The sequence below is a fragment of the Paenibacillus endophyticus genome, assembly GCF_014192395.1.
In the GTDB taxonomy this organism is placed as follows: domain Bacteria; phylum Bacillota; class Bacilli; order Paenibacillales; family Paenibacillaceae; genus Pristimantibacillus; species Pristimantibacillus endophyticus.
Genome location: NZ_JACHXW010000002.1, coordinates 191,181 through 216,550, shown reverse-complemented (window position 1 = coordinate 216,550; position 25,370 = coordinate 191,181). Strand labels below are relative to the sequence as shown.

The following is a 25,370-nucleotide window of genomic DNA, read 5'->3' as shown; positions in this document are numbered from 1 at the left end:
AGTATAAAACCGTTAATTATGACCACATTGTTTAGTAAAGATGTCGAAGAATAAGCGAGGCGCAGCATGACTAATACGGAGAAAAACATACCAAAAGAGGATGGGCCAGCGAAGAAAAAGGTAGCTCCATCACTTGCTCTTACGTTAAAAGAGTTTAAGGATTGCGCGGATCTCATCTACCGAAGCTTACCTGATCTTGCACTGGAAATGGTGTTTTTTGACCATTTAACAGGCAGCGAGGAATTTACGCGCGAAATTGCTATTCCATTCGGATCGGCAGAAGAGCAGGATGTCCCCCAATTGCTCGAGCGATCCCAATTTACCGAAATAACAGACTCTGACGCCCTTATCAAAAAAATCTTAAATGGCTCTGTCGCTCTCTTCTTCCATGAAAAATGTTATGCAATCCATGTGTATAAACCAGAATCCCGCACCATTCAAGAATCGGAATCAGAAGTCGTCATAACAGGTCCGCATGACTCGTTTGTTGAGACTGCTACTTTAAATTTGTCATTGATCAGGCGTCGCGTCAAAAGCTCGAGGTTGAAGGTTATCAAGTGCGAGGTCGGCGAGATAACGAAAACGGATGTATACATCCTATATATAGACGGGCTCGCCAATATGGAATATGTGCAGGAATTTATTAAGCGGGTTGAGCTGATTGAATTAGATGCGATCCATGACGCGAATATGTTGGTTCAGTGCATCGATGATGACCCCAATTCTATATTCCCGCAATTTCCGACAACGGAAAGAACGGATGCCGCTGTATCAAAGCTCGTTGCGGGCCGGATCGTCGCCATAGTGGATGGAAGCCCTTCGGTCATATCGGCTCCTGCTTCCTTCTTTGAATTTTTCTCGTCGCCGGACGACTATTATCAAAGATGGGCATTAGGTACGGCTACAAGACTGCTGAGGTTTGCTGCATTTATCGTTACGATTACGTTTACGGCTTTGTACGTCTCCGTTACTACGTTTCATTATGAAATGGTTCCGGAGGATTTATTGCTGACCTTAACGGAGTCTCGAAGCAGAGTGCCCTTTCCGCCTATATATGAGGCGCTGCTGCTTGAAGTTACAATCGAGCTGCTGAGAGAAGCGGGGGCAAGGCTGCCTACTAAAATCGGGCAAACGATCGGTATCGTTGGCGGTATCGTCATTGGTCAAGCAGCCGTGCAGGCGGGCTTGACCAGCAACATATTAATCATAGCGGTAGCATCGTCGGCGATTGCCTCCTTCGTTATACCAAGCTACATGATGAGCGCATCCATACGGCTTGCCAGATTTGGCCTGATTATTTTGGCAGGCTTATTAGGGAATTTCGGGTTGATGCTGGGTCTTGCGCTAATGGTTATCCATTTGTCGGGCTTGACGAGCCTCAAGAGCTCATATTTAACGCCAATTGCTCCAATTCATTTAAAAGATTGGAGGGATACGTTTATCAGAGCGCCATTCTGGATGCTTAAAGAGCGGCCCAGCCAGTCAAAAACGTCTAACAAAGTGAAAAATAAAATGAGGCAATAAAGGGAAGTGTCCAATCATTGAATGAGAAATTGCATCCGTTTCATATCATGATATTAATCTATATGAATCAAACCGGGGTAGTCATCATGAGTCTTCCCCACCTGCTCGCAGAGAATTTCGGTTATAACGGTTGGCTAGGCGTTATTCTCATCTCACTGGTTGTGAACTTGAATATCTTCATCATCTCGATCGTCTATCGACTAGGGAAGGGGAAATCTATCTTTCAGATTATGGAAAGTTCTCTTCCTCGTGTGATTACTTTTCCTATTTATATGATTCTCATTGGCGTATGGTCAATGACGGGTTGCATGGTGATTAAAAACTATGTGTATATATACCAAATTATGTCCTATAACACGACGCATGCAATGCTTCTGAAATTGCTGATTGATATTATTGCTTATCTGCTCATCATTAAGGGCATCTACACGATTTCAAAAGCAGCAACGAGTTTTTTTTGGATAACAAGCTGGATGCTTTTACTTCAGCTTTTTTTCATCAAAGATTTTGAATGGGCGAGGCTGACTCCTTTTTTATTTAAAGGGGATACCCATTTCTTGACTGGCGGTTTTATCGTTTTTACTGCTTTTCTTGGCTATGAGCTTTGCTTCATGCTGTTTCCCTATGCGGACAACCCAAAAAAATTTATTAAATCCGTATATAAAGGCAATTTGATTACAACGCTTACCTATTTGATTTTTTGTTTGATTTGCTTTGGTTTTTATAGCTTTGAGCAGATAAGGAACATGATGTACCCGTTGCTGGATTTATTGTCTTACATTCGCTTGCCTTTTATTGAACGTATTGAAAACTTATTGTTTGGGTTCTTCTTGTTTACTACGATTGTATCCGTCGTGCTGTATTCATGGTCAGCCCAAGAAACATTCGCTAGAATCGTTCCCAAAGCCAACAAGAAGGTGTTGGCTTTCATTATTTTAACATTTGGATACATCGTGGCATGGTTTCCGGACACGCTCTCGGAAGTCGGACAGTGGCTGCAATATTTGGGCTATGCAGAGCTAGGAGTAGCTTTCGGCTTGCCGCTTCTGCTGATTCTTATCCTTGTGATTCATAAAGGAGCGAAACCATCTTGAGGACAATGCCCAAAGCAGCAGCATTGCTGCTTGTAATCGTTATAATTGCAGGCTGTGGTGACCAGCGCATACTGGAAAAACAAGGGTTTATTCAATCGACGGGCTATGATTTAAATGGAACCAAGAACGATGAAAAGGATAATCGCTTGATGATCACCGTTGATATTCCCAAATCGGATCCGGAGCAGCGCATGCAAAGGGAAACATTGACAGCCATCGCTCATTCGAGCAAGGAAGCAAAAATATTATTTGCGGGCCAAACCGAGCTCTCATTGGTCAGCGGACAGCTTAGGAGCACTTTGTTCGGTGTGAGCCTGGCCAAAACGGGGATTTGGAAGCACATCGATACACTCGTTCGGGACCCGTCGATCTCACAACGTGTGAAAATAGTCGTCGTGAATGGGAGGGCGCATGATTTACTCGTTCGAGACTATCCACAGCATCCAAGGGCAGGCCAATATATTGACAGGATGCTGGAGAAGGAATCGGCCTTGATGAGCTTCCCTTTGGTAACGATCTATGATTTCTCTAGAGATTATTTCGATGACGGCATTGAACCGATTGCCCCGATTATTAGAGAAAATAAGAAAAACATTTCGTTCGACGGTATCGCTCTATTCAAAAAGGATCGATATATTACGAAAATCGAATCTAAACAATCACTTATTTTTTCCATGATGAAACAAAACTTTAAAAAAGGAGAAATCAGCATGAAGCTTGGCGACGGAAGCAAGAAGCAAGAATATCTTCTTTTCAGCTCCGTCATCAGTAACCGCAATGTCAAAGTTAAGCGCAGTACGAAGGGGAACTTCAATATTCAAATCAATATCGTTGTTAAAGGGTCCGTGCTGGAATATTCGGGTTCTCATGAACTTAGCAAAGATTATGATCGCAAAAAGATAGAAAAACGAATGGCTGAATATATTGAAAACGAAGCAGCAGCGCTCATGGCGACCATGCAGAAGCACAATGTCGATAGCCTTGGAATCGGGAGGAATGTCAGAAACAGCTTGAGTTACGAGGAATGGAACAAGTTGGACTGGAATAAAGAGTATCCGGATGCGGACATCCGCATTTCTGCTAGGATCGTCATTAAAGACTTTGGCAAATTCAAATAACAAGGGATCGCAGACGTTGTGCGATCCCTTGTTCACAATATATATCGCTTTTATTTGTCTAAAGATAGACGTTCCGCGCGCAGATCACTGCATCTTGCTCCAGGCGCGGTAGAACAGGAATAGCTCGCTTGGCTGCTAAGATCGAGAAGCGTGAGACGATAGCCGTGCTTGGCACCAGTATCGATTCCTATTTTGCTGTGTCCATGCCAGATGCGGCCTGGCATGGCTTTCAGCTTGAACGTAGGCGTATGTCCGAAAATAATGGTGTAAGGCTTGCAATCGTCATCCTCCGCCAGATTATTATGGATAAACGCATCACGGATTTCGGTTAGATCCTGCCTGCTCTGTCCAAGAAGAGGAACGCCGGGGCGTATCCCCGCATGGACAAATAAATAAGGAGCCTCCAGATGATAGAAAGGAAGCTCTTGCAGCCAATTCTTGATACTAGGCTCAAGCAGACGAGCATTCGAATCGGAGGCTAGCAGCCGCAGCTCTTGGTTGCCGGTCAATGCATGAGCCCCGCGCGCAACAAGCTGCCGGATTACGAGCAATGTGCTCCATGTCTCTCGGTCATCGGCATTGATATAATCGCCAAGCAAGATCAGCCTGTCTTTCGCAGGGTTGTAGGCTGCTTCCTTAAGCAAGAGCAGAAGCTCCTCCTGACAGCCGTGAATATCGGAAATGGCTAGAAGTCGATTGTCTGTGTGGGCTGGTGTATTCAATAGCATCGACTACCTTTCTTCTTCAATAGGGTATAAAAAAGCGGATTGCACGGGCAGCTTCACGCTTAGCATCTCGCCGGGCTCAAGCGGGGTTGCGTGAACGAGATAAAGCTTCTGATCGCAAGCTGTATGTGCGACTGCACGCCACCTGTTGCCTTCAAACGTACAATGGCTAACACGGAGAAGAATGATGCTGCTAGTAAGGTCTGATGCGGCTGTTGCAGCTGGTGTGGCATCGGAGCCTGTCTCAGCAGCTGCTGAATGCCGCTCGATAATGACGGCTTCCTCGGGACGAAACATGACAATAGCCTTCTCGTTATGGCCCAATTGAGGCTTGTCAGGAGGCTGCAAGCCATATATACGGGATGGACCAATCTGGACAGCGCAGCCGTTCTCATCTTGTATGATGGAACCGCGAAGGCCGTTGATAGCGCCCAGCAACGAGGCCGCCCATCGGCTTGCGGGCCTAGTAAAGCATTGCTGCGGCGTACCGATCTGGTCGATCTGCCCGTCGCGCAGAATGAGCAGCCGATCCGCCATCGCGAAGGCTTCCTCAGGATCATGCGTGACATGGAATACGCTCATGCCCAGCTGCCGGAACAAATAGGCCATTTCCGTACGCATTTCAACGCGCAGGCGCATGTCAAGGTTGGAGAGCGGCTCATCAAGCAGCATGAGACGAGGCCTTGTCGCAATAGCTCTGGCGATGGCCACGCGCTGCTGCTGTCCGCCCGAAAGCTGGGGCGGAAGTCTGCGCTCCAGACCTTCGAGGTGAAGCATGGCGAGCAGTTCCTGCACGCGCTGCTGAATGTCTGTTTTGGTCAGCTTGCTTCTCTTCAGTCCGTATGCAATGTTGTCGTGGACATTCATGTGCGGCCATAGCGCATAATCCTGAAAAACCATATTAACGCCGCGCTTCTCTGGCTGCATCATGACAGAGGATGATGCGATTACATTCCCGGATAAGAGCAGCTGTCCGCTGTCAGGCTGCGACAAGCCTGCGACCAGCTGGAGAAGGGTGGATTTGCCGCAGCCTGAAGGACCTAGCACGCTTATGATTTCTCCTTCTTTCATATCGAAGGAAATGCCTTTGAGCGCCTGAAAGGAACCGTAGCTTTTCGTTAATTCCCTTGCGGCGAGCAGCGCTGGAGCATATGGAGCAGCTGGAGCAGCTTCCTTCTCGTACGCAGGTGAATGCGAGTATGCTGGTAGCTCCAAAGGCTTCTGGTTGGGTTGCTGAACGGCGGATGTCATAGCTTTGTCTCCTTGCGGCGGAGCAGAAGCTCAATCGCCAATATGATGAGAATGACAACGGCAGATCCAAGCACGGTTGCCGCTGACGCATAGCCGAAATTCAAATCCTCGAATGCTTTATTAATGGAAACGGGCAGTGTAAGGAAATTAGGCGGGAACAGAATCGAGTTGACCGCGAGATCAAACACGCTGGAGCCGAACGCGGCAAGGCCCGCGGACAGCAAGGCGCCGCGCACTAACGGAATGAGAATAAGACGAATCCGGCTTATGAATGTATCGCCTTGCAGTTGAGCAGCGGTCAGCAGGCTATTCGGCACTTTGGCCATGGCGCCGACCATCAGCCTGGTGATGACGGGAATAGCGCCCGCGATAGCTGCGAGCACCAGAATCCAAGGGGTTCCATATAGAAGGAGCCCTATTTTGTCCAGCCATTTCTGATTCCAAACGAATATATAGCCGATGCCAAGCACAACACCTGGCACAGCCAGCGTGACAATCGAGAAAACCTCGATGGTACGCTTGAATTTAAACTGCGAGTATGTGAGCACGTAAGCTGCGCATAGGCCAAGCAGCAAGCCAAGAAGGGCGGCGCTTCCCGCAATCATCAAGGAATGGGAGAGGCCTTTCAGCAGCAGGCTCGAGCTGTGGAACAGCTCCCGGTAATGGTCCAAAGTCAGATTGTTTATCGCAATGCCGCCTGATTGCGTCTTGAAGACTGACATGAGCAGGTTTGCGCCAAGCGGTATGCCGATGACGACTGCTAGAAACAACAGATTTAATCCGGTAAGCAGCATGCCGTATTTACCGGCAGGCTTAGGTGTTGACCGTTCAGCGCGCGCCGACAGGAAATCGAAACGCGAGCGGCGCATCGCATAGAATTGAACGGACATGGCGATTCCGATGAGCAGGACGAGATAGAAGGAAAGAACGCCTGCCATATCAAAGCGGATTGGCGATGTGTAGATGGCCGAATAAATGGAATAGGGCAGCGTAGGGAAACGGTAGACAGCGGCAATCGATGCCGGCAATCCGAAATCGCCGATTGTATCCATGAATACGAGCGCGGCTCCTGCCCATACGGCTGGCAAAATGAGCGGCGCTTGAATCGTTCTCCATACGGTGAAAGCCGTTGCGCCCGACAGCCTTGCCGCATGGGAGAGCTGATCAACCTTCCACTCCAATGCGGCATATACGCTCAAATAAGCGAAAGGAAATTTGCTGAGCGTCATAATGAAGATGAGGCCGGCAGGCTGGAATACAGCGCCGGTTACCCAATCCCAGCCGAAGGCGCTTACTGCAATCCCTCCTCCGGCCGCAAATAAAACCCAGCCCTGCGCCAAAATGAAAGAAGGCGTGATGATGAGAAGCCACACTGCGCCATCAAGCAGCTTGGCTGTTCTAAACGACCAGTTGGCACGCACGGTAGCAAGCACCATGCCTAGCAAAGTTGCAAGCAAGGTCGTGCCTAGGCCGAGTACGATAGAATTCTCTAATGACTTCTGCCATAGCGGACGGCGGAAGATTTCAAGCAGCAGCGATAGGTTGCCAAGTTGCCAGTTGCCGAAGAAAACCCCGGGCAGCAGCACCTGAACGATGACGGCTGCCAAGGGATATAAGACAAGGATGAAAAGGAGGATACTGACGAACCAGCCCAATCGATCCTTCATGAGCATATGCATGGCTTACTTCACAGACTGGTCGGCGAACCATTGCTTAATGGCTGCTTCGTTCTCGGATGCCCACGAAGCGTCGGCTGCAACGAGCTTCGCATCGGCTGCGCGGTCGGCTTTTGCATTCACGCCGTTCACGGAAGGCTGGAAGTAGCTTTCATCGCCTTGGTCAATAAGCGCTTGCTGCGTTTTGGGATCAAGCAAAAATTCCACAAACGCTTTTGCCGCATTCGGATTCCCGGTATCCTTCTGAATCGCTGCTACCCTTATCGAAGCCGGAGCGCCCTCGGCTGGCCAGATGATCTCGATGGGCTCATTGGCATTTTTCATCGCATAAGCATTGCTTTCCTGAAGGGCGGCAATTGAGATTTCACCGGCTGCTAGCGCCTTGACCACGTTAGGGTTTTTAGGATAGACGCGCATGCCGTTGTCCATAAGCGAGCTGAAGAAGGCTTGGCCGCCGTCCATTGCTTTTTCCTTGAAAAACCAGGAAACGAACGGATAAGCAGGTGCCGCGATGGCGGGGTCGGCCATGCCGATCATATCCTTGTACTTCTCATTAGCGAAATCTGCCCAGCTCTGAGGAGCATCCGTTGCTTTCACCAAGTTTTTGTTGTATACAATCACGCCGGCTGCATGAGCGCCGGTTGGTACATACCATTGTTTCTCGGGCAAGAAGCCCTTTGCGAAATCGGTCAAGTTCGCGGCATTGCTAGGCGTCCAGTCTTCAAGCAGCTGTCCGCTTGCGCCAAGGCCGTGAATGGAAGGCATCGCATCTAGCCACAGCACATCCCAGTGCGGATTGCCTTTCTCTGCTTCTACGCGTGACATTATTTCTGCGCCGTTTCCGACGACGACTTCCATTTTATAACCAGTTGCTTCCTCGAACAAAGGAGCGATGATGCTGTCAAAATCATTCAAATAAACGGTTAGCGTTCCTTTATCCGCTGGCGGTGTTGTTGCTGCTGCGTCCGATTCAGGCGAAGGAGCGGTTGTTTGTACATTTTCCGCATTCCCTGCTGCGTCGTTAGCTGCGTTTCCCGTATTGCCGCATGCGGCAGTCAGCGCGGCCAATCCGGCAACCAATACCGTCCCTAACCAGCGTTTCCCATTTGTTTTCATTCTTTTTATTCCCTCCACTATCTGTTTTGCTTTCTATTTCACTCTACCAACCGTTTGTCAGATGATTGTTAACGCGATGTCTAGAAATTGTTAAATGTATTCGATATATATTGATCTATTTATAGATTTAATCTATATTATTTGAAAAATGCCGGAGAAGGTGCATACATGAATGTGCAGCAGCTGCATGTGTTTATGGAGGTCTGCTCAGGAAGAACGTTAGCTGATGCGGCAGTCAAGCTTGGCTTGAAGCAGCCGACGGTCAGCTTCCATCTGAGGAAGCTTGAGGAGGAGCTTGGGGTTACTTTATTCCGCAAGCAGTCTAGAAGTTTGCAGCCGACGGAGGCTGCTGCGGATTTATTGCCGTACGCGAGGAAAATCGTGTTCCTAGTGGAAGAAGCAAAGCTAACGATGCAGGAACGAAGGGAGCAGGGGGAAGGCCGCCTGCGTCTAGGGGCGAGCTATACGCCTGCTACGTATGTGCTGCCGCCGCATCTCGCCGCTTATCGACAGCTATACCCAGGCGTCAACCAGCAGCTTACCGTGAAGCAGGCTGGGTCGGTGCTGTTCATGCTGCGCAGCTATGAGATCGACGTAGGCATCGTCTCCCTTAGCGATTCGCCGCAAGAGGGGCTTGTCGTGCAGCCGCTTGTTGCCGATGAGCTTAAGCTGTTGCTCGCTCCGCAGCATGCGCTAGCTAATCAACGGCATGTCAGCTTAGACGAGATGAGGAAAGAAACGTTCCTGCTCCATGAGACGGGATCAACCTCAAGGACCTTGTCCGATGAGTGGGCAAACGCAGTTGGGCTGAAATGGGAGAGCGTCATGGAGCTCGGCGCGATCGAGACGATTAAGGAAACATTGAAGTGCAATATGGGAATCGGCATTTTGCCCCATCGCAGCGTGAGGCGCGAGATTGAAGCGGGTGAGCTGGTTATGCGCGATTTGCCGCAGTATGTCAATCGCAGACATATTTGTCTCGCGTACCGGGAGGGAGAGCAGCTATCGCCGCATGTACGCTCTTTTATCGCATTTATGAGGCGTACTTTCGTATCCAATGGTAAGCTATAGTTAACGATGGCAGGGAGGCGACGATATGGGAAAGATGACGGGTAAAACGGCAGCTGTTACAGGAGCGAATTCAGGCATGGGCTTGGTGACAGTCGTGGAATTGGCGAAGCTGGGAGCGCATGTCGTCATGATATGCAGAAGCAGGGAAAGGGGGGAGCAAGCACTAGAGCAAGCAAAGAAGCAGAGCGGAAGCTCGCGGATTGAGCTAATGCTTTGCGATTTGGGCTCCTTTGCAAGCATTAAGGCGTTTGCTGCCGCGTTCAAGCAGAAGCATGCTCGCTTGGATGTGCTTGTTAACAATGCGGGAGTCGTGTCGCTGAAGCGGCAATTGACGGCAGACGGCCATGAATCGCAGCTTGGCGTGAATCACTTGGGGCATTTTTTGCTGACGCATGAGCTGCTGGAGCCGATCAAGCAGGCACCGCAAGGCCGCATCGTCAACTTATCCTCAGGTGCCCACAAAGCGGGGAAAATCCATTTTGACGATCCCACCTTGTCTAAAGGCTATAACGTCGTAAAGGGGTATGCGCAATCGAAGCTTGCCAATATCTTGTTTACTAAGGAGCTGGCGAGGCGCCTCGCCGATACGCACATTTCCGTTAATTGCGTGCATCCCGGCGCCGTGGCGACCAATATCGGCGTAGATAGAAATACAGGCTTCGGAAAGGCGGTGCACCGGCTTCTCAAGCCGTTTTTCCGAACCCCGCTTGAAGGCGCGGCAACTGCCATTTATTTGGCAGCGAGCGACGAAGCCGCTGGTCTGACCGGACACTATTTGATCGACAACAAGATCGTCGCCACTTCCAGCAAAACAACAAATCCTGAGCTGGCGCATCGGTTTTGGACATGGAGCGAGAAGCAGGTCGGGCTTACATAATGCAAGGGAAAGTGGCAACACTAAGGCAGACCGGATCTCATATCTGCGGAGGTGTCGCTTTTTTATGAAGCATTTGATTATTTATTGCCATCCTAATCCAGACAGCTTTAACAATGCGATCGTCGATGCGTTTATCGGTTCGCTGAAGACGGAAGGCCATGAGGTCGTCGTAAGGGATTTGTATGCGATGCGCTTCGATCCCGTGCTGAAGGCGAGTGACTTCGAAGCATTGCGCGAGGGCAATACGCCAACGGACATCAAGACCGAGCAGGAGCATGTGAAATGGGCGGACGCATTCACGATGGTGTATCCGATATGGTGGACAGGACTTCCAGCGCTGATTAAGGGATATATCGATCGCGTTTTTTCTTACGGTTTCGCTTATGCCTACGGGGAGAACGGAGACATAAACAAGCTGCTTTCAGGCAAAAAGGGACTTATTATCAATACGCACGGCACGCCGTCTGAGATTTACAGCCGAACGGGCATGTATGACGGTCTCAAAATGACTTCGGATACCGGCATTTATGAGTTTTGCGGCATTAAGCCCGTAGGGCATATCTTTTTTGGCAGCGTTCCCCGAATCGATGACGATGCCCGCAAGCAAATGCTTGAGGAAGTTAAGGGCAAGGCGATTAGCTTATTTGAATAAAAAGATTGTGAAGAGCCGTTCGCGAAGCCGCGAGCGGCTCTTGCTGCACTTCATCCTCTCGTAAATTGCATGTGAAGCTTGTCCTGCCCGCGCAACAGGAGTATGATAAATGGCAAAAACGAGCAGAAAAAGAATGGGAGATTCAGCATGAGAACCGGCATACGCACCAAATTGTTCGCAAGCTTCTCGGTTGTGATCATCGCTTCCCTGTCGATCGTAAGCGTACTCTGGTACAACAAATATTACGACAGCCAGCGGGAATCGGCGGAGAGCTTTATGTCGCGCACGATACTGGACGCGAACAAGAGCTTCGAGCTCACACTGAAGGACATCGATTACATCAGCACGATTATTTCTCTGAATAAGCCTAATGTCATCGACATGCTGCTGCCCGATGCGACGGAAACGTTGATCGAACGGCTCGAAAAGGACCGAAAGATCGATAATTTCATTTCGAGCCTATACGGCTACAAATATTACATATCGAGCATCCTCGTCGCAAGCATCGGCGGGCGCAGCTATGCGCAGGGGTCCACGGTGCCTGCCGATGAATTCATGCGCTCCATTTGGTACGAGCAGCTTCTTAAGCAGCGCGGCAATAAAATATTTATTACGACGCATGCCAATACGAAGCTGAACAAGGTGTCCGCCTATTTGAACCAAAACGTCGTATCCATCTCGCGGGCGATCATGAACGGCAGCGAAGCAGTCGGATATGTAAATGTCGATTTTAACTACGAGGTGGTCGAGCGCATATTCAATACGCCGCTGCCGAATAAGAGCCAGCTCTTTCTGCTGGACGATAAAGGCGGCTTTGTGTATTCTCCCCGCGCGGAGGATATTAATAAGCCGATTGCCGGAACGGATTATGCGAGCGTGCTACCGCTGCTCACGGCCAGCTCAGGAAAGCTTAGCATGCGCATAAACGGCGAGGAGCATCTCGTTGTCTACCATACGTCGGATTATACGAACTGGACGACGGTCGGGCTTATTCCGCTGAGCGAGCTGCTTGCCGAGAGCCGGAAAGCAGCGAACAACATCATGCTGATTCCGGTGCTGACGCTCATCGCGGCATTGATCGTTGCAACGATTATCTCGAATCAAATTACGAAAAATATCGGACGCTTGCGGCATGCGATGAAAAAGGTAAGCGCCGGCAACCTGTCCGATCCGATCACGATTTCGTCCGGTGACGAGGTAGAGGAGCTGAGCCGTGGCTTTAATGCGATGGTTACTAATTTACGGGTATTGCTCGATGACGTGAAGAAGACAGAGGAGCAGAAGCGCGTGCTTGAATTCAAGGCGCTTCAAGCGCAGATCAATCCGCATTTCCTGTTTAATACGTTGAACCAAATCAAATGGCTTGCCGATGTCCAAAAGGCTGACAATATCAAGCAGCTGGTTACATCGCTCGTTACGCTGCTGCACAGCAGCATGGGCAAGGGCGGCGAATTCATTTCGGTGCGGGAGGAGCAGCAGTATTTGGAGCATTATTTGAATATCCAGCAGTTTCGCTATTATGATAAATTCGATGCGGTTTTCGATATTGAAGAAGGTATTTTAGAAGCGCGCATGCTGAAGTTTTTGCTGCAGCCGATCGTGGAGAACGCGCTGATCCATGGACTGGAGCCATTAAAGGGAAGAGGCCAGCTTATGGTGAAAGGGTATGGCGATGAAGGCCACATCGTGCTGCAGGTATCTGATAATGGCGTCGGGATCGAGCCGGAGCGGCTCGCGACCATATTCGATCAGGTGGCGGAGAAAAATCAGTCGCGGTTCAGCGGAATCGGGCTCGGCAATGTCCAGGAGCGGATCAGGCTTCATTACGGTGCCGGCTACGGGCTCCAGATTGAAAGCGTGCCGGGACTGTTTACAACGGTGACGATGAGGATTCCGATCGAAGCGGAAGGGGAGAACGAGGATGCTTAACGTGCTGCTGGTGGACGATGACTTGCCCATGCTGAGTAAGTTGAAAAACATGATGAACTGGGAAGCGCATGGTTTCCTCCTATGCGGCGAAGCAAACGGAGGGCAGGCAGCAGTCAAGCTCCTGCATGAACGCAATCCCGAAATTGTCATTACGGACATGAGCATGCCCGGCATGGACGGGCTCGCGCTTATTAATTATATCGCAGAGCAATTTCCCCATACGCAAGTAATTGCGATCAGCAGCTATAGCGATGTGCATTACGTAAAAAACAGTATGCGCAAGGGTGCCGTGGACTATATTCTGAAGCATGAGCTGGATGCGCGCATCCTGCAGGCAGCGCTGGCTGGCGCGAAGGAGCTGCTTGCCAAAGAGCAGGAGGCGCAGGAGAAGACGATACATATGCAGAAGCAGCTGCAGCAGAATCAGACGACGCTGCTTCGGGAATTCATAAGGGATCTTGTTCAGCACAGCTACGGCAGCGAAGAGGAGCTTCTGCTGAAGGCGGATAAGCTGGATGTCACGCTCAACCTGCGAATGCTTACAGTAGTCGTTGCGGAATGGGATAGCCGAAGGAAGCTCGAGGACCGATTCGATGCGAAGGAGCTTGCATTCATGAACGGCTCCTTTATGGATATTACGGATAACATTTTGGCGGATACGGGAAATGCATATATGACGCCCGTTGAAAACGGGAAATTCGCTTTCGTTTTTTCTTTTGATACGAACAGCAGGTTTATATGGCACACCATCATATCGGAGGCGCTGTCGCGCATTAGAGTGAGCGCGAAGCGCCAGCTGAATTTAGTCATAAGCTGCAGCGTAAGCGACATGTGCAGCAAGGTGGAAACGCTGCCGAGCTACTACAAAGACGCGGACAAGGCGCTGCAGGAGCGCTTCTATGAAGGCGGAGACGTTGTGATCTGGCCGGGGCTTCAGCGGAAGGAAGCCTCCAGCGTCAATTTCTCCGTAGATGTAAAGCTGGAGAAGCAGCTGCTGTCACTGCTTGCGACGCTCAATGAGGAGGAGCTTATTTTTCAAATCGAGGAGCTCTTTGCCCGGATGGGGAAGGCGCGAGCTCCGCACAAGACGACGCAAATGGTCGCGGTCGAGCTTATTCATCTCGTGAACCGCAAGTCGAAGGAAGCGGGCATAGCGGAGCAGGATTTATTCGAGAACGATCATAACCCTTATCAAGCGATTGGCAAGTTCGATACGCTGGCTGAGCTGAAGGAGTGGATCGTGGAGATTTACCGCAGGCTTGTTCAAGCGCTGCGCCCGTTCGTGCATGATACGCTGTACTCCGATAACACGAGGCGGACGATGGAATGGATACGCAGGCATTTCACAGAGCCCATAACCTTGCAGGAAGCTGCGGAGGTCATTGGGGTCAATGCCTCCTATTTGAGCCGAATGTTCAAGGAAGAGTGCGGGCAGGGGTTTGCCGATTATGTGAACCATGTGCGGGTGGAGCAGGCTAAGCTGCTCATCCGGACCGGTGACACAGACCTCAAGGATGTGGTAAAGCAGGTTGGATTTAACCACTACAATTATTTTTTTACCGTATTCAAAAAAATAACCGGAACGACTCCGCTTGAGTACGAAAAGCAGCAGAAGCGGTAGTTCTAGTATAAAAAGTAAAAAAGATAGAGTAAAAGTAAAAATAATGGAGTCCGCGAGCGGGCTCTTCTTTTTTATGATTAAGGAGCAAGAAGAGAAGCACACATCTAAGGGGAGATGGGAAAATGAAAAAAGGATCATTCAAATTTGCGCTTGTGCTGGCATTGTCGGTTTGCTTGCTGCTGACAGCCGCGGCATGCGGTAATAAGAACGCGGAATCAAACACAGGAAATAACGGAGGCGCCGCTTCAGGCGAGCAGGAAACGGTCACCTTCTGGTCATGGGTACCAACTGACGTACAAGCAGAGAAGGCCATCGCTGCTTTCGAGGCAGCTAACCCGAACATCAAAGTTGATTACTGGCGCGGCGAGCAAACGGATTTCCAAAAGAAGCTTCAGGTTGCGATGGCTGCCAATGAAGGTCCGGATCTGCTAGGCATGCAAGTCGGCGGGATGCTGAATCAATACGCGAATACGCTCGAGCCGATTGAAGCGCTTGCGGACAAGAACTGGGGAGCAGGCTGGCAGGACAATTTCGTGAAAGCGTCGATTGACCAAGTCAAAGCGACGGATGGCACGATGGTAGCTTTGCCGCTTAATCTTACGGGACAAGAGTTCGTACTCTATAACAAAACGATTTTTGATAAGCTTGGCATTACTAAGGTACCTGCAACCTATGAGGAATGGCTTAGCGTCAATGCTACCATTCGCGAAAAAGGCGACGGCATCGTACCGGTGGCATTCGGAGCAAAGGATATCTGGCATGATGTCGATATGTTCGTATCGCTCAGCAACCAATTCGCGCCAGGTAAAATTTACGAGGCCGAGCAAGGCAAGCTGGCATGGACAGATCAGGCTTTCGTAGACACGATGACGGCTTGGAGCAAGCTGTTCACAGACAAAGTGATGCAGGACGGAGCACTCGGCTTGTCGACTTATCCGGATGCGCGTGACCAATATTTCTATTCCGGCAAAGCAGCTATGTTCCTAACGGGCTCATGGCATGCAGGCTTCAGCCTGCCGGGCGGTGAGAAAGACGGCACCGCAATCGAAAATGACGAAACAGGCATTTTCCTGCTTCCGCAAATCGGACCGAATGAAGCAAGAGCGGTAGCGAGCGTAGATACGGCGCTGTCCATCAACAAAAGCTCGAAGCACAAGGAAGCGGCATGGAAGCTGCTTGAATTCATGACGCAAGGCGAAGGCCAGCAAATTATGGCGGACTTCATTCAAGGGTCTCCAGCTAAGGTTGGCGTACAAATCCAATCGCTTGATCAATTCAAATTCGAAGCTGAGCGCGAAGGCATCAAAACCGTAAATGACGCCATTGCCAATGCGATCGGCAAACGTCTGCTCGATTATCCTGAGCTTACGAATGCTATCGGCGTAGCGATGCAGGATGTCGCGGCAGGCAAAAGCATTGAAACAGCACTTAAGGATATTCAGAAGGTTTCGGACGGCATTGACCGCAATTAATCGGTAAATAAAACAAAGAGCATGGATATGCGAGTTGGTATTCATGCTCTTTTCTTGTTAGTAGAGAGACTTGCTAGACAGAGAATTGGCAATTGGAGGAGTGATGCACCATGACTGGCAACCGTTCAGTGCTTTCCGGCTGGAGAGCTTATCTTTATGTGCTACCGATACTTGTATTGTCGGGATTGTTTCTGTATTACTGCATTGGATTTACCGTATACACGAGCTTTCATTCCTGGAACGGCATCGACACGGACATGAAATATATCGGCTTTGATAACTATATCAAGCTGTTTGACGATAAGTCTTACCATATTGCTTTGCGCAACAATTTAATCTTCTTCGTTTGTACGGTCGGCGTGCAGGCAGCGCTTGGCTTAATGCTCGCGGTGCTGCTGCGCGCGAAGCTGAAAGGGCATGCGATTTTCCGTTCGGTTTATTTCATTCCGACGATTATGGCGCCGATTATAATCGCGGCGATCTTCCGGATAATTATGGATACGAATTTCGGCAGTTTGAACGAAGGGCTTCGCGCAATGGGGCTTGATTTTCTGGCCGTTTCCTGGCTAGGAGATCCCAAGTACGCGCTGATGTCAATTATTATCGTTAATATTTTTGAGTGGATGGGCTTTAGCATGACGCTTTATTACTCGGCGCTGCTGGCTATTCCCGATGAAATCTATGAATCGGCCAAAATCGACGGCTCCGGCTTCTGGCGCACGCTGTTCAAGATTACGGTTCCGCTCGTTGGAGGCACAACGTCTACGCTCGTCATTCTTGGCATCGTCGGATCGCTCAAAACATTCGATATCGTCTCGCTGCTGACCGGCGGCGGGCCTGGGCGCTCTACGGAGTTTCTGACAACCTACGTGTATAAAAAAGCGATTGAGGAATTTAACGGAGGCATGTCCGCGGCAGCAGGCGTTACGATTCTGATTATCGCGCTTGTGCTTGCGGTGCTGCAAATCCAATATACGAACCGCCAGCAGCGTGATCTATAACAGGAAGAGGTGAGTCCTATGTTTATTAATTTACGAAAAATAGATAAGTGGGCGATTCAGGCCGTGTTGGCTGTATTCGCGCTCATTTGGCTGTACCCGCTCGTGCAATCGGTCATTAAATCGCTTGGCATCAATGGCTTCGGCAATTATTTGGCGGTCATCCAGCATCCGAAGGTCAACTATTTCCTAGTTGTATTCAATAGCTTCTTCATCGCCGTGTGCACGACGATCGTTGTCGGGCTGCTCGCTACGCTTGCTGCCTATGCCTTCTCCAAAATGCAGTTCAAGCTTAAAGATGTTCTGTTCTATTCGCTCGTAGCCTGCTTGGCAATACCGGCAACTGCGGTCATGTCCCCGCTGTTCTTCACGGCGAAGACGCTGGGCATCATGAACAGCTACACAGGCGTTATTTTGCCGCTGGTAGCCTTCAATGCCCCATTCATGCTGCTTATTCTCAAAAACTATTTCGATTCCATTCCGAACGCGATCTTGGAGGCGGGCATGATTGACGGCGCCTCGTCGCTGCGCATGTACAGAACGATCATGATTCCGCTGGGCATTCCGGCCATTATCAACATCGCGGTGCTGACCTTTATTTACTCGTGGAACGATTATATTATCCCGCTGCTGCTTATTCGCGACGAGAAGATGTACACGGTAACGTTGGCTACACAGTTTTTCACGGGTACAACGAATCAAACGCCGGAAATGGTCGCCCAGCTGTATGCAGCGCTCATTCTTATGACCATTCCTTCTGTCATCGTCTATATGTTCGGCCAGAATGCGATGAAATCCGGATTGACTGCCGGGGCGGTAAAAAGCTAAATTAGAAAAAATGGAGGATGATCATATGGATAAAAGAACGCAAGCAGATGGAATGCCGCTGAATAGCGCCGATTCGTATCGCAATCCGCTTCCGATTAAGGCGGGAGAAGGCCAGGCAGAGCCGTTGACGCTCGTGCATCCCGATCCGTATGTGCTGAAGCATAATGGATGCTATTACACTTACGCGACAAGTGAAGCGGGAGTAATCGTACTGCGCTCGGATGATCTCCTGAGCTGGGAGCATCTTGGCATTGGCTTTCAAATGGGAGGACGCAAAAACTATTGGGCGCCTGCTGCCGTTTACGAGAACGGCCGATTCTATCTGTATGTTTCCTCTATGCCCGAGCATGCGGAGGACGTGCATGAGGAGCGCTTGATGGTTGCCGTATCCGAGACGCCGGAAGGACCGTTCGAGTATGTACGGACATTTTATGATACGTTCTCGCTGGATGCGCATGTCGTAAAAGATGAGCATGGCGATTATTATATGTTTTATTCCAACAACGAGTACTCCGGCGTAGATCGTGACCGCGCAGGCACGGTCATTCTGGTTGATCGGCTCCTCGATATGGTGACGCCGGCCGGAGAGCCGCGGATTGTCGTTGTGCCTACGATTGACGAGGAAATTTATGAGGAAAACCGTTTCGGCGACGGCCGTGACTGGCATACGATCGAGGGTGCTTTCTACTTGAAGCGCGGCTTGAAGCACTATATGATGTACAGCGGAAATGCTTATGTTCGGCCGAACTATTTCTTAGGCTACTCGGTGGCGGATGCCAGCAAGGATCAGTCGCTTCTTGAGCTGGATTGGCTCAAATATCCTTCCGATGATCAATATGAACCGCTGCTTCGCAAAAATGAGGGCGTAGAGGGAGTCGGACACAACTCTGTCATCCGCGGACCGAACAACATAGATCAATGGGTGTTCTACCACGGGCGCAATGCGGACGATGTGCTCGATATGAACCGCGAGCAGCGCACGATGCGTGCCGACCCGCTGCTTTGGAACGGAGACCGGCTATATATCGCTGGTCCTTCATACAAGGCGCAGCCGGCGCCTGCACGGCCAGCTTTGCGTGATTTGTTCGATGGCAGCGGCGAGAGTTTAGGCGGACACTGGCTGACGAATGCAGGCGATTGGTCGCAAGCAAATAGAGAGGCCTTTCAGGCGAACCGAGCTGTTGTCGCCGGGGCTGTAACCCGCGAACCCTATACGCACTATGTGCTTGAGGCAAGCATGAAGTGGCATCACGACCATACGGGAGGCTTGTACGGAATTTATGCTGCATATTTGGACGAGAGCAGCTACGTATCGGTATTGTTTGACGTAGGCCGGAGAGTATTGCGGGCACAGGCTGTCTACAAAGGCGTTCAGCATGAAGCGATCGAGCATGCGCTGCCGGAAACTTTTCATTATGGAGCATTTCATTTGCTGCGCGTGGAGAAAACGGGGAGGCACTATGTGATCAAGCTCGACGGCGTTGCGGTCATTCAGGCAAACTTCCCGATTGTTAGCGGCAGCGTAGGCATGCACACGCGTTACACATCGGCAGCTTTCGCTGGCTTCGAAGTCACGCGGCATGCTGCTATGTCTGCTGAGAATGGAAGTGCCTTTGCAGAGCTTCTTGAGCGTGTGGACGGCGATGGCATTTGCCGAGTGATCGGCGGCGAGCTGCACTGCCGCAGCCATCAGAATCGCCGCACCTCATGGAAAATGCAGCCATCCGGCACCGTTGAGGCAAGCAATGGCTTCCGCTTCGAAACGGATATTCTGATCAAGCGCGGGGCTGCGTTCGGCATGCTTGCATCGTACTCCGATGAACGCAACGGGGTAGAGGTCATCTTGAACCGGGCTGCTGAATCGATTACGGTCACGCAGTACTCGGAAGGTGCACCGAACGTCATTTTGACTGCATCGCTAGCTGCCGATTCCTTTGATTGGACTGGCTGGCATACGATATCCAGCACAGTGGCTGGCGGCAGCCTCACTATCCGCGTAGACGAGCATATATGGTTTGCTGATGCGATAGATGGGCTAGGCGGCGCACCGGGCTTTATCGGAACAGGAGAGGCGTCTTTCCGTGAAACCAGCTTTACGGCTTTGTAGGCGAGAAGTCTACCCTTCAACATAAGACAGGCACAGCAAAAGCTGCCCCATGAGGTCTTAACGACACTTGTGGGGCAGCTTTCGTTTGCTTTGTTTTATCGCTCATAGCCCGGATAGTTGTAGTCGGTATCCTGCAGCTTGGTCAAAATGTTCATTTGGCGGATATGGGCTCTAGTCTCGTCTGTGCCTAGCTCATATACCGTGTGATAGACCTTGATCAGATCTTCATTGAATTTATCGGTCGCTTGATCGTGATCTGCGGATTTATAAGGAATCGGTGCCCGGAATTGCGTAATTTCATCATCACGCTGGATTTGGTCAAGCTGCTGCTGGAGCTCGCTGATCTGTTCGGATGTGCCTACTACCGTCAGCTGATCGTTGATGGAAGGCTCGGGCTCGATCCGCTTTCCCGAGATGGATACGTAGTAAAATTTTTTCTGCGTCATAACCGTCACTCCCCTTTGTATGCGTTACTAAGTAATAAAACAAATGCAAGCGGAATGAAACAAGGGGCAGGAGGGCTAAATTTTCGTGAAAAAGGAGAGAATGGGAAAGAAGGACATTTCGACGGATAGGAATGATCGATATGATGAATATTCACTGGCGGCTTGCCGAGCTGTGGCTGCTCCAGCAAAGCCGGACACTTAATGAGCAGGAGCAGTCGGAAATGAACTCTTGTTTGAAGCTGAACGCCAAATACGCGCAGCGGCTTGCCGAGCAATACAATTTCGGATATATGGCGAATATGACCGGGGATGAGGCTTGGCTGCTGGACATATCGGGTGAGATCGACAAGATGGAACGTTTCTATGAAAGCAAGCGGCCTGCGTTTTTTGAGAGGCAGCAATAGCCATGCGCGAAATAGCTGTTTGTTTTTTTGACATGGCAATAAATCTCAAAAAATAGCAATCCATAAGAAATAATAGGCTGTAAAAAATGGTAGAATAACGATATAATCATATCGATTCGCTCTGAATCAAACCAATGCTAACTATTCTAATGATGAGGTGATGGGTAATGGCTTTTAAGTCCAGCAACATATTTGTCAATTTACCGGTTAAAGATTTGAATAAATCAGTTGAATTTTTCACGAAGATCGGCTTTGAATTCAACCCTCAATTTACCGATGAGAATGCAACCTGTATGATTATTGGCGACAATATTTTCGTGATGCTGCTCGTTGAAGACTTTTTCAAATCCTTTATTGATAAAGATATTGCCGATGCTGCAAAAACGACTGAAGTCATTGTCGCCATATCTGCAGAAAGCAGAGCGGAAGTGGATGAGATCGTCAAGCGGGCTTTGGCAGCGGACGCGAAGCCTTACCGTGACCCGGTTGACCACGGCTTTATGTACAGCTGGAGCTTCCAGGATCTTGATAATCATTTGTGGGAGCTTGCGTTTATGGAGCCGAGTGCAATCGAGCAGGGCGAATAAGTGGAATAAGAAGAGGCTGGAGCATATCAATATGCGCCAGCCTCTTTTTTTGCGGCAAAAGCTTGAAGGGGAGTATTTGCCTGAGTCGCGGCAGCAACCGATGCGTTAGCGCCTTATGATAATGACGCATGCTATTTCGAAAGCTTTGAATCAGCTGTGCTTGGCGACCAATTCCCATAATAGCTCTCGTCTGCTGTTCACGCCGTTTTTAGCTGGTCTCGCATCCAAAGCTAGCCACCTCCTCCGTCCATTTGGTATAATTAGGATTCGTTTTCCAGAGCTTGAAGATGAAATGGACAGGGAGGGAATGAAGCATGGATAGACCTGCTATAATAGCTTTCATCATGGAGGAATTGTCATATACGAACTTAGATAAACGCGAGCTTAACGCAAGCATGGAGCGGATATTCGGCAGCAAGGGAGAACTTACGGAGGAGAGCTTGCTGGGCTGGGCGGATGGAGAACTCGCCACGCTGTACAAGATTGCCTCCGGAATGAGGCTGACGCGTTTGCATGTGCCGAATGTAATAGAAGCGTACGCGAGCATGGATACAAGCAAACTTTCCTCGCGGGTTTTGTTCGGGCAAATCGACCCTGAGGAAACGGCTCATGAACAGCCTCGCATCCATCAACAATACGGAGACTACGCCGTTCCTCTTACGGTTAGTCGATTGTACGAGCTAGAGACTGAGTTCGGCGGTGCAATGGAAGCAGAGCTAGGACTCCTTATGCAGAAACATGACTTCCGTTATCCTTCTACCCCGCCTGACTTTATTCCGTTTGCGAGCTCGGGCGGAGATGGCATTCATTATTGCTTTGTCACCGATTTCGGCATGGCTGCGGATCTGGAGCAAGCTTTTATTGCGGCAGTATCACCGATGGATTCGGATTCCGGCATTTGGCTGGTCGCTAGAAACATTAATGATTTTTTGCGAATGATTTATACGGACCAATTTTTGCTGCACAATAATCCTGCAATGCTGGAAGCCCATCTGGCGAAAAAACCGCAGCTTGCTGACGAGGAAAGAACGCCAGCGATGGCGCGATTAGGCGAAATGTTTGGACTGCATACAATAACGGATTTATCCCATTACGCACAAACGCTGCGCGAACAAAGAAACAGGGCGATATGCATGGAAACAACGGATACGGTTGGTATCGTTCCGCTGTCTGCGGCAGCAGCTCGAATAGACGCAAAGCCGCTTTCGATCAACTGGGAGGATGGCAGAGCGCTTATTGCCATGCTTCGCGAAGCCGAGCCGGAAACAAAGCTTGCAATCATTCGCGATGCGCAGCATTTGAACCGGATACCGGCCGACAGGAGGCTGCTTACGCACTGCAAGCTGGCGCTGAAACAGCTCGGGCTTTACCATGAGGCATACAACTTAATGGAGCTGGATCGTTAAACGCAAACCAAATCAAGAGCTGCCCTAGAACGCTTTTCATGACGGACTGGGCAGCACTACGCAATATTGATCCTATTCGAAGGGGGGAAAGTTATCCATCTTTTGTTCGTCTGCAGCAGAAACAAGTGGCGAAGCTTGACGGCGGAGACGGTGTTCCAAGGCGTTAGCGGTCATGAGGTTAGATCCGCGGGGACAGAGGACAATGCCCGAATCAAGGTAAACGCAGGCCATATTGGCTGGGCTGATCTAATATTCGCGATGGAGAAGAAGCATCTACGGCGACTGCAAAGCAAGTTCAGCCATGAGCTTGCAGGCAAACAAGTAGTCTGCCTGCACATTCCGGATGAATTTGAATACATGAACGAGGATTTGATCGGATTGCTTCAGTCGTCCGTGTCCCCGTATGTAGAGCTGGACATCGAATGACGCGCTAAATGGCTATTCTGCAACGAGCTCGGCGGATTCTCAAGCGTTCTGCGGAAAGCGGCACGCCCATTCCTCGGGAACTTCCTGCGGCAGCGAGTTAACGGCCTGCTGGACGGCCTCCGTGGATAGCTTGAGCAGCCTATCATTTGGAACTGTACCATTCGCCGTAATTTCTTATTTTCGGGAAATGGATGATCATTCGCGTGAAACGCTCCTCTTCCGATTGCACGGACAAATCGTGACCGAGCTTAAGCGCCAATTGCTTTGCTAAGTAAAGCCCCATTCCGGTAGATTTGGTCTGAGCTCTGCCATTGGCCCCGGTAAAGCCTTTCTCAAAAACGCGCCCGATATCCTCGGCGGAGATTCCGATTCCGGTATCTACAATGAGCATTCGCTTCTCTTTGCTGTCCTCCTCGAAAGAAACGGCAATCTTCCCGCCTTCCTTCGTATATTTCAAGCTATTCGACGTCACTTGGTCGATGATAAAGGCCAGCCATTTGCCGTCGCTTTGCACCTCGAAGCCAGTCTGCTCCATTTCAAAACGGATATGCTTATTTATAAACAGCTTCGCATGTTTTTTTACGCAGTCCTTCATCATTTGGGCAAGATGAACCTCGGTGATGAAGTAATCCCGCGAGAAGGAGTCGATACGCGAATAATAAAGCGCCTGCTCGACGCAGCCATCGATTTTGCCAAGCTCGTCCTCGAACTTGTCTACAATATATTCAACGCTTTTGTCCCCGCTGTTGCTAATGAGAAGCCGGCTCGCCGCGATAGGCAGCTTGACTTCATGAATCCATGACATAATAAAGTCCTGATGATCGCGTTTTTCGTTCACCAGCTGCTGCATTTGCTCCGCATGCTCGCGCTGGAGCTTGCCAATGAGCTGGAGATACTGTGCTTGCTCTGCATTTTGCGGTAAAGGCAGAGCAGCGGCAATCGAATCGCCGCCTTGCTCGATGACGGCGGTGAGCTCCTTCAGAAACCATTTTCGGTAGTAGAAACCGATGACGATATACAATGCAGCGATCACGAAGCAGACGGCATTGACATAGACCACGTTGCTCAGCGCGGACCGTGAAGGAATGCTTATGGCTAGGATGACGGATACGAATAGCATAAGCGCTGCGTAAAGCATGACGAAGTAACGTTTATCCTTCAAATAATTGGGGAAGCTCATTGGACCATGTACCCTTGTCCTTTCTTCGTTGTAATGAAGCTGTCCTTGCCGAGCTCGGCGAGCTTTTTGCGCAGCCGCGTAATGTTGACGGTCAGCGTATTGTCGTCGACGAAGCTTTCGTCCTCCCATAAGCTGCGCATTATTTTTTGACGGGTAACGATCGCGCCCTTATGCTTCATGAGCATATGCAGAATAATAAATTCCGTCTTGGTGAGCTCAGCCTTCAGCTCACCGGATCTCACGTCGCCGTCCTTCAGGCTGAGTACGATGCCGTCATGCTCGATACTGCTGGCGCTGACCTCAACATAGGAATAGGTGCGCCGCAGCAAGGCGTTGATTTTGGCGAGCAGCACATCCATGAAAAAGGGTTTCTGAATGAAATCGTCGCCGCCCATATGCATGGCCATGATCATATCCAGCGGCGTATCCCGTGAGGATAGAAACAGAATGGGCACATTGGACACTTCTCTTATTTTGCGGCACCAATGAAAGCCATCGAAGGAAGGCAAATTAATGTCCATGAGCACAAGATGGGGATGCTCTTTTATAAAAAGCGGAAGGATATGGTCGAAATCATCGGCGATCACGGCTTCAAAGCCCCACTTGGCCAGTGATTCTCCGAGCATTTCGGCGATGACGAGGTCATCCTCCACTAGCAATATTTTCATAGTTAGCTCCTCCGGTTGTCAGCTGTTAACGGCTTCGTCTCTATACTACGGAAGCTTGACGAAGACGTAAACCTATTTCCGCGATCCTAACAAAATTGTAAGGTTGGCGCTATTGTTGTAAGCCACAGCACAGGATAGCTGAGCTACAATAGAGGCAGGCGAAAGCTACAAAACTTGAAAGTACGGAGGAAACA

At 49.9% G+C, this 25,370-nt stretch carries 23 protein-coding genes; 16 read left to right on the top strand and 7 right to left on the bottom strand.

All coding sequences use genetic code 11. The features are described from left to right. Positions 1 to 66: 66 nt before the first annotated feature. The 3 genes from FHS16_RS03605 to FHS16_RS03595 are packed head-to-tail and all read left to right on the top strand — an operon-like array spanning position 67 to position 3,736. On the top strand, positions 67 to 1,524 hold the full coding sequence (locus FHS16_RS03605; RefSeq protein WP_183558967.1) for a spore germination protein: 1,458 nt from the start codon (positions 67 to 69) through the stop codon (positions 1,522 to 1,524). A gap of 17 nt (positions 1,525 to 1,541) precedes the next feature. Then, positions 1,542 to 2,618, top strand: coding sequence for a GerAB/ArcD/ProY family transporter (locus FHS16_RS03600; protein WP_183558965.1), 1,077 nt, complete (start codon positions 1,542 to 1,544; stop codon positions 2,616 to 2,618). A 5-nt stretch (positions 2,619 to 2,623) separates the two neighbouring features. Continuing rightward, the gene (locus tag FHS16_RS03595) at positions 2,624 to 3,736 is read left to right on the top strand and encodes a Ger(x)C family spore germination protein (protein WP_246431606.1); all 1,113 of its coding nucleotides are present in this window, start codon (positions 2,624 to 2,626) and stop codon (positions 3,734 to 3,736) included. A gap of 50 nt (positions 3,737 to 3,786) precedes the next feature. Here FHS16_RS03595 and FHS16_RS03590 read toward each other — a convergent pair whose 3' ends face one another. The 4 genes from FHS16_RS03590 to FHS16_RS03575 are packed head-to-tail and all read right to left on the bottom strand — an operon-like array spanning position 3,787 to position 8,504. Next, complete coding sequence (locus tag FHS16_RS03590; RefSeq protein WP_183558961.1) at positions 3,787 to 4,464, bottom strand: metallophosphoesterase; 678 nt, start codon at positions 4,462 to 4,464, stop codon at positions 3,787 to 3,789. Positions 4,465 to 4,467: 3 nt separating this feature from the next. After that, a complete protein-coding gene (locus FHS16_RS03585) occupies positions 4,468 to 5,712 on the bottom strand; it encodes an ABC transporter ATP-binding protein (RefSeq protein ID WP_183558959.1) in 1,245 nt (414 codons plus the stop codon). Continuing rightward, on the bottom strand, positions 5,709 to 7,391 hold the full coding sequence (locus FHS16_RS03580; protein ID WP_246431577.1) for an ABC transporter permease: 1,683 nt from the start codon (positions 7,389 to 7,391) through the stop codon (positions 5,709 to 5,711). Before FHS16_RS03580 ends, FHS16_RS03585 begins: the two co-directional genes overlap by 4 nt. A 3-nt stretch (positions 7,392 to 7,394) precedes the next feature. Beyond that, positions 7,395 to 8,504, bottom strand: a complete 1,110-nt coding sequence (locus FHS16_RS03575) for an extracellular solute-binding protein (RefSeq protein WP_183558957.1) — start codon at positions 8,502 to 8,504, stop codon at positions 7,395 to 7,397. Between the two features lie 168 nt (positions 8,505 to 8,672). Here FHS16_RS03575 and FHS16_RS03570 point away from each other — a divergent pair, with 168 nt between their 5' ends. From FHS16_RS03570 to FHS16_RS03530, 9 genes are all read left to right on the top strand, one after another. Continuing rightward, positions 8,673 to 9,575, top strand: coding sequence for a LysR family transcriptional regulator (locus tag FHS16_RS03570; protein WP_183558955.1), 903 nt, complete (start codon positions 8,673 to 8,675; stop codon positions 9,573 to 9,575). A gap of 34 nt (positions 9,576 to 9,609) precedes the next feature. Then, positions 9,610 to 10,452, top strand: coding sequence for an SDR family oxidoreductase (locus FHS16_RS03565; protein WP_183559658.1), 843 nt, complete (start codon positions 9,610 to 9,612; stop codon positions 10,450 to 10,452). Positions 10,453 to 10,516: 64 nt separating this feature from the next. Beyond that, positions 10,517 to 11,104, top strand: coding sequence for an NAD(P)H-dependent oxidoreductase (locus FHS16_RS03560; RefSeq protein ID WP_183558953.1), 588 nt, complete (start codon positions 10,517 to 10,519; stop codon positions 11,102 to 11,104). Positions 11,105 to 11,251: 147 nt separating this feature from the next. Next, the gene (locus FHS16_RS03555; protein ID WP_183558951.1) at positions 11,252 to 13,033 is read left to right on the top strand and encodes a cache domain-containing sensor histidine kinase; all 1,782 of its coding nucleotides are present in this window, start codon (positions 11,252 to 11,254) and stop codon (positions 13,031 to 13,033) included. Next, positions 13,026 to 14,654: a response regulator transcription factor gene (locus FHS16_RS03550; protein ID WP_183558949.1), complete on the top strand. Its 1,629-nt coding sequence runs from the start codon at positions 13,026 to 13,028 to the stop codon at positions 14,652 to 14,654. Before FHS16_RS03555 ends, FHS16_RS03550 begins: the two co-directional genes overlap by 8 nt. Before the next feature lie 122 nt (positions 14,655 to 14,776). Continuing rightward, positions 14,777 to 16,126 carry an ABC transporter substrate-binding protein gene (locus FHS16_RS03545; protein WP_183558947.1) on the top strand — a complete coding sequence of 450 codons (1,350 nt, stop codon included), beginning with the start codon at positions 14,777 to 14,779 and terminating at the stop codon, positions 16,124 to 16,126. A 110-nt stretch (positions 16,127 to 16,236) separates the two neighbouring features. Continuing rightward, entirely contained in the window at positions 16,237 to 17,127 is an 891-nt protein-coding gene (locus FHS16_RS03540) for a carbohydrate ABC transporter permease (RefSeq protein WP_183558945.1), read from the top strand. An 18-nt stretch (positions 17,128 to 17,145) separates the two neighbouring features. After that, positions 17,146 to 17,952: a carbohydrate ABC transporter permease gene (locus FHS16_RS03535; RefSeq protein WP_183558943.1), complete on the top strand. Its 807-nt coding sequence runs from the start codon at positions 17,146 to 17,148 to the stop codon at positions 17,950 to 17,952. A gap of 25 nt (positions 17,953 to 17,977) precedes the next feature. Further along, a complete protein-coding gene (locus tag FHS16_RS03530) occupies positions 17,978 to 20,059 on the top strand; it encodes a glycoside hydrolase family 43 protein (protein ID WP_183558940.1) in 2,082 nt (693 codons plus the stop codon). Between the two features lie 95 nt (positions 20,060 to 20,154). On the opposite strand, the gene FHS16_RS03525 is transcribed toward FHS16_RS03530, so the two are convergent. Next, complete coding sequence (locus FHS16_RS03525; RefSeq protein WP_183558938.1) at positions 20,155 to 20,505, bottom strand: hypothetical protein; 351 nt, start codon at positions 20,503 to 20,505, stop codon at positions 20,155 to 20,157. 140 nt (positions 20,506 to 20,645) lie between these two features. On the opposite strand from FHS16_RS03525, the gene FHS16_RS03520 reads away from it, so the two are divergent. The 4 genes from FHS16_RS03520 (at position 20,646) to FHS16_RS03505 (ending at position 23,328) form a co-directional block, all read left to right on the top strand. Further along, the gene (locus FHS16_RS03520) at positions 20,646 to 20,909 is read left to right on the top strand and encodes a DUF7667 family protein (RefSeq protein WP_183558936.1); all 264 of its coding nucleotides are present in this window, start codon (positions 20,646 to 20,648) and stop codon (positions 20,907 to 20,909) included. Between the two features lie 167 nt (positions 20,910 to 21,076). Continuing rightward, positions 21,077 to 21,496 (top strand): VOC family protein, encoded by a 420-nt coding sequence (locus FHS16_RS03515; RefSeq protein ID WP_183558934.1) that lies wholly within the window; start codon positions 21,077 to 21,079, stop codon positions 21,494 to 21,496. Between the two features lie 314 nt (positions 21,497 to 21,810). Further along, positions 21,811 to 22,902 carry a hypothetical protein gene (locus FHS16_RS03510; RefSeq protein ID WP_183558932.1) on the top strand — a complete coding sequence of 364 codons (1,092 nt, stop codon included), beginning with the start codon at positions 21,811 to 21,813 and terminating at the stop codon, positions 22,900 to 22,902. A 135-nt stretch (positions 22,903 to 23,037) separates the two neighbouring features. Beyond that, entirely contained in the window at positions 23,038 to 23,328 is a 291-nt protein-coding gene (locus tag FHS16_RS03505) for a low molecular weight protein tyrosine phosphatase family protein (RefSeq protein WP_246431576.1), read from the top strand. Between the two features lie 142 nt (positions 23,329 to 23,470). Here FHS16_RS03505 and FHS16_RS03500 read toward each other — a convergent pair whose 3' ends face one another. Beyond that, positions 23,471 to 24,508, bottom strand: coding sequence for a sensor histidine kinase (locus FHS16_RS03500; RefSeq protein ID WP_183558930.1), 1,038 nt, complete (start codon positions 24,506 to 24,508; stop codon positions 23,471 to 23,473). After that, positions 24,505 to 25,176, bottom strand: coding sequence for a response regulator transcription factor (locus FHS16_RS03495; protein ID WP_183558928.1), 672 nt, complete (start codon positions 25,174 to 25,176; stop codon positions 24,505 to 24,507). Before FHS16_RS03495 ends, FHS16_RS03500 begins: the two co-directional genes overlap by 4 nt. Positions 25,177 to 25,370 lie beyond the last annotated feature (194 nt).

What these genes read in the sequence shown, in the direction of transcription:
- FHS16_RS03495 (WP_183558928.1), bottom strand. Translation starts at nt 25,176, where the DNA reads ATGAAAATATTGCTAGTGGAGGATGACCTCGTCATCGCCGAAATGCTC.
- FHS16_RS03500 (WP_183558930.1), bottom strand. Translation starts at nt 24,508, where the DNA reads ATGAGCTTCCCCAATTATTTGAAGGATAAACGTTACTTCGTCATGCTT.
- FHS16_RS03590 (WP_183558961.1), bottom strand. Translation starts at nt 4,464, where the DNA reads ATGCTATTGAATACACCAGCCCACACAGACAATCGACTTCTAGCCATT.
- FHS16_RS03580 (WP_246431577.1), bottom strand. Translation starts at nt 7,391, where the DNA reads ATGCATATGCTCATGAAGGATCGATTGGGCTGGTTCGTCAGTATCCTC.
- FHS16_RS03540 (WP_183558945.1), top strand. Translation starts at nt 16,237, where the DNA reads ATGACTGGCAACCGTTCAGTGCTTTCCGGCTGGAGAGCTTATCTTTAT.
- FHS16_RS03560 (WP_183558953.1), top strand. Translation starts at nt 10,517, where the DNA reads ATGAAGCATTTGATTATTTATTGCCATCCTAATCCAGACAGCTTTAAC.
- FHS16_RS03555 (WP_183558951.1), top strand. Translation starts at nt 11,252, where the DNA reads ATGAGAACCGGCATACGCACCAAATTGTTCGCAAGCTTCTCGGTTGTG.
- FHS16_RS03510 (WP_183558932.1), top strand. Translation starts at nt 21,811, where the DNA reads ATGGATAGACCTGCTATAATAGCTTTCATCATGGAGGAATTGTCATAT.
- FHS16_RS03565 (WP_183559658.1), top strand. Translation starts at nt 9,610, where the DNA reads ATGACGGGTAAAACGGCAGCTGTTACAGGAGCGAATTCAGGCATGGGC.
- FHS16_RS03585 (WP_183558959.1), bottom strand. Translation starts at nt 5,712, where the DNA reads ATGACATCCGCCGTTCAGCAACCCAACCAGAAGCCTTTGGAGCTACCA.
- FHS16_RS03535 (WP_183558943.1), top strand. Translation starts at nt 17,146, where the DNA reads ATGTTTATTAATTTACGAAAAATAGATAAGTGGGCGATTCAGGCCGTG.
- FHS16_RS03575 (WP_183558957.1), bottom strand. Translation starts at nt 8,504, where the DNA reads ATGAAAACAAATGGGAAACGCTGGTTAGGGACGGTATTGGTTGCCGGA.
- FHS16_RS03520 (WP_183558936.1), top strand. Translation starts at nt 20,646, where the DNA reads ATGATGAATATTCACTGGCGGCTTGCCGAGCTGTGGCTGCTCCAGCAA.
- FHS16_RS03545 (WP_183558947.1), top strand. Translation starts at nt 14,777, where the DNA reads ATGAAAAAAGGATCATTCAAATTTGCGCTTGTGCTGGCATTGTCGGTT.
- FHS16_RS03605 (WP_183558967.1), top strand. Translation starts at nt 67, where the DNA reads ATGACTAATACGGAGAAAAACATACCAAAAGAGGATGGGCCAGCGAAG.
- FHS16_RS03595 (WP_246431606.1), top strand. Translation starts at nt 2,624, where the DNA reads ATGCCCAAAGCAGCAGCATTGCTGCTTGTAATCGTTATAATTGCAGGC.
- FHS16_RS03515 (WP_183558934.1), top strand. Translation starts at nt 21,077, where the DNA reads ATGGCTTTTAAGTCCAGCAACATATTTGTCAATTTACCGGTTAAAGAT.
- FHS16_RS03530 (WP_183558940.1), top strand. Translation starts at nt 17,978, where the DNA reads ATGGATAAAAGAACGCAAGCAGATGGAATGCCGCTGAATAGCGCCGAT.
- FHS16_RS03525 (WP_183558938.1), bottom strand. Translation starts at nt 20,505, where the DNA reads ATGACGCAGAAAAAATTTTACTACGTATCCATCTCGGGAAAGCGGATC.
- FHS16_RS03550 (WP_183558949.1), top strand. Translation starts at nt 13,026, where the DNA reads ATGCTTAACGTGCTGCTGGTGGACGATGACTTGCCCATGCTGAGTAAG.
- FHS16_RS03570 (WP_183558955.1), top strand. Translation starts at nt 8,673, where the DNA reads ATGAATGTGCAGCAGCTGCATGTGTTTATGGAGGTCTGCTCAGGAAGA.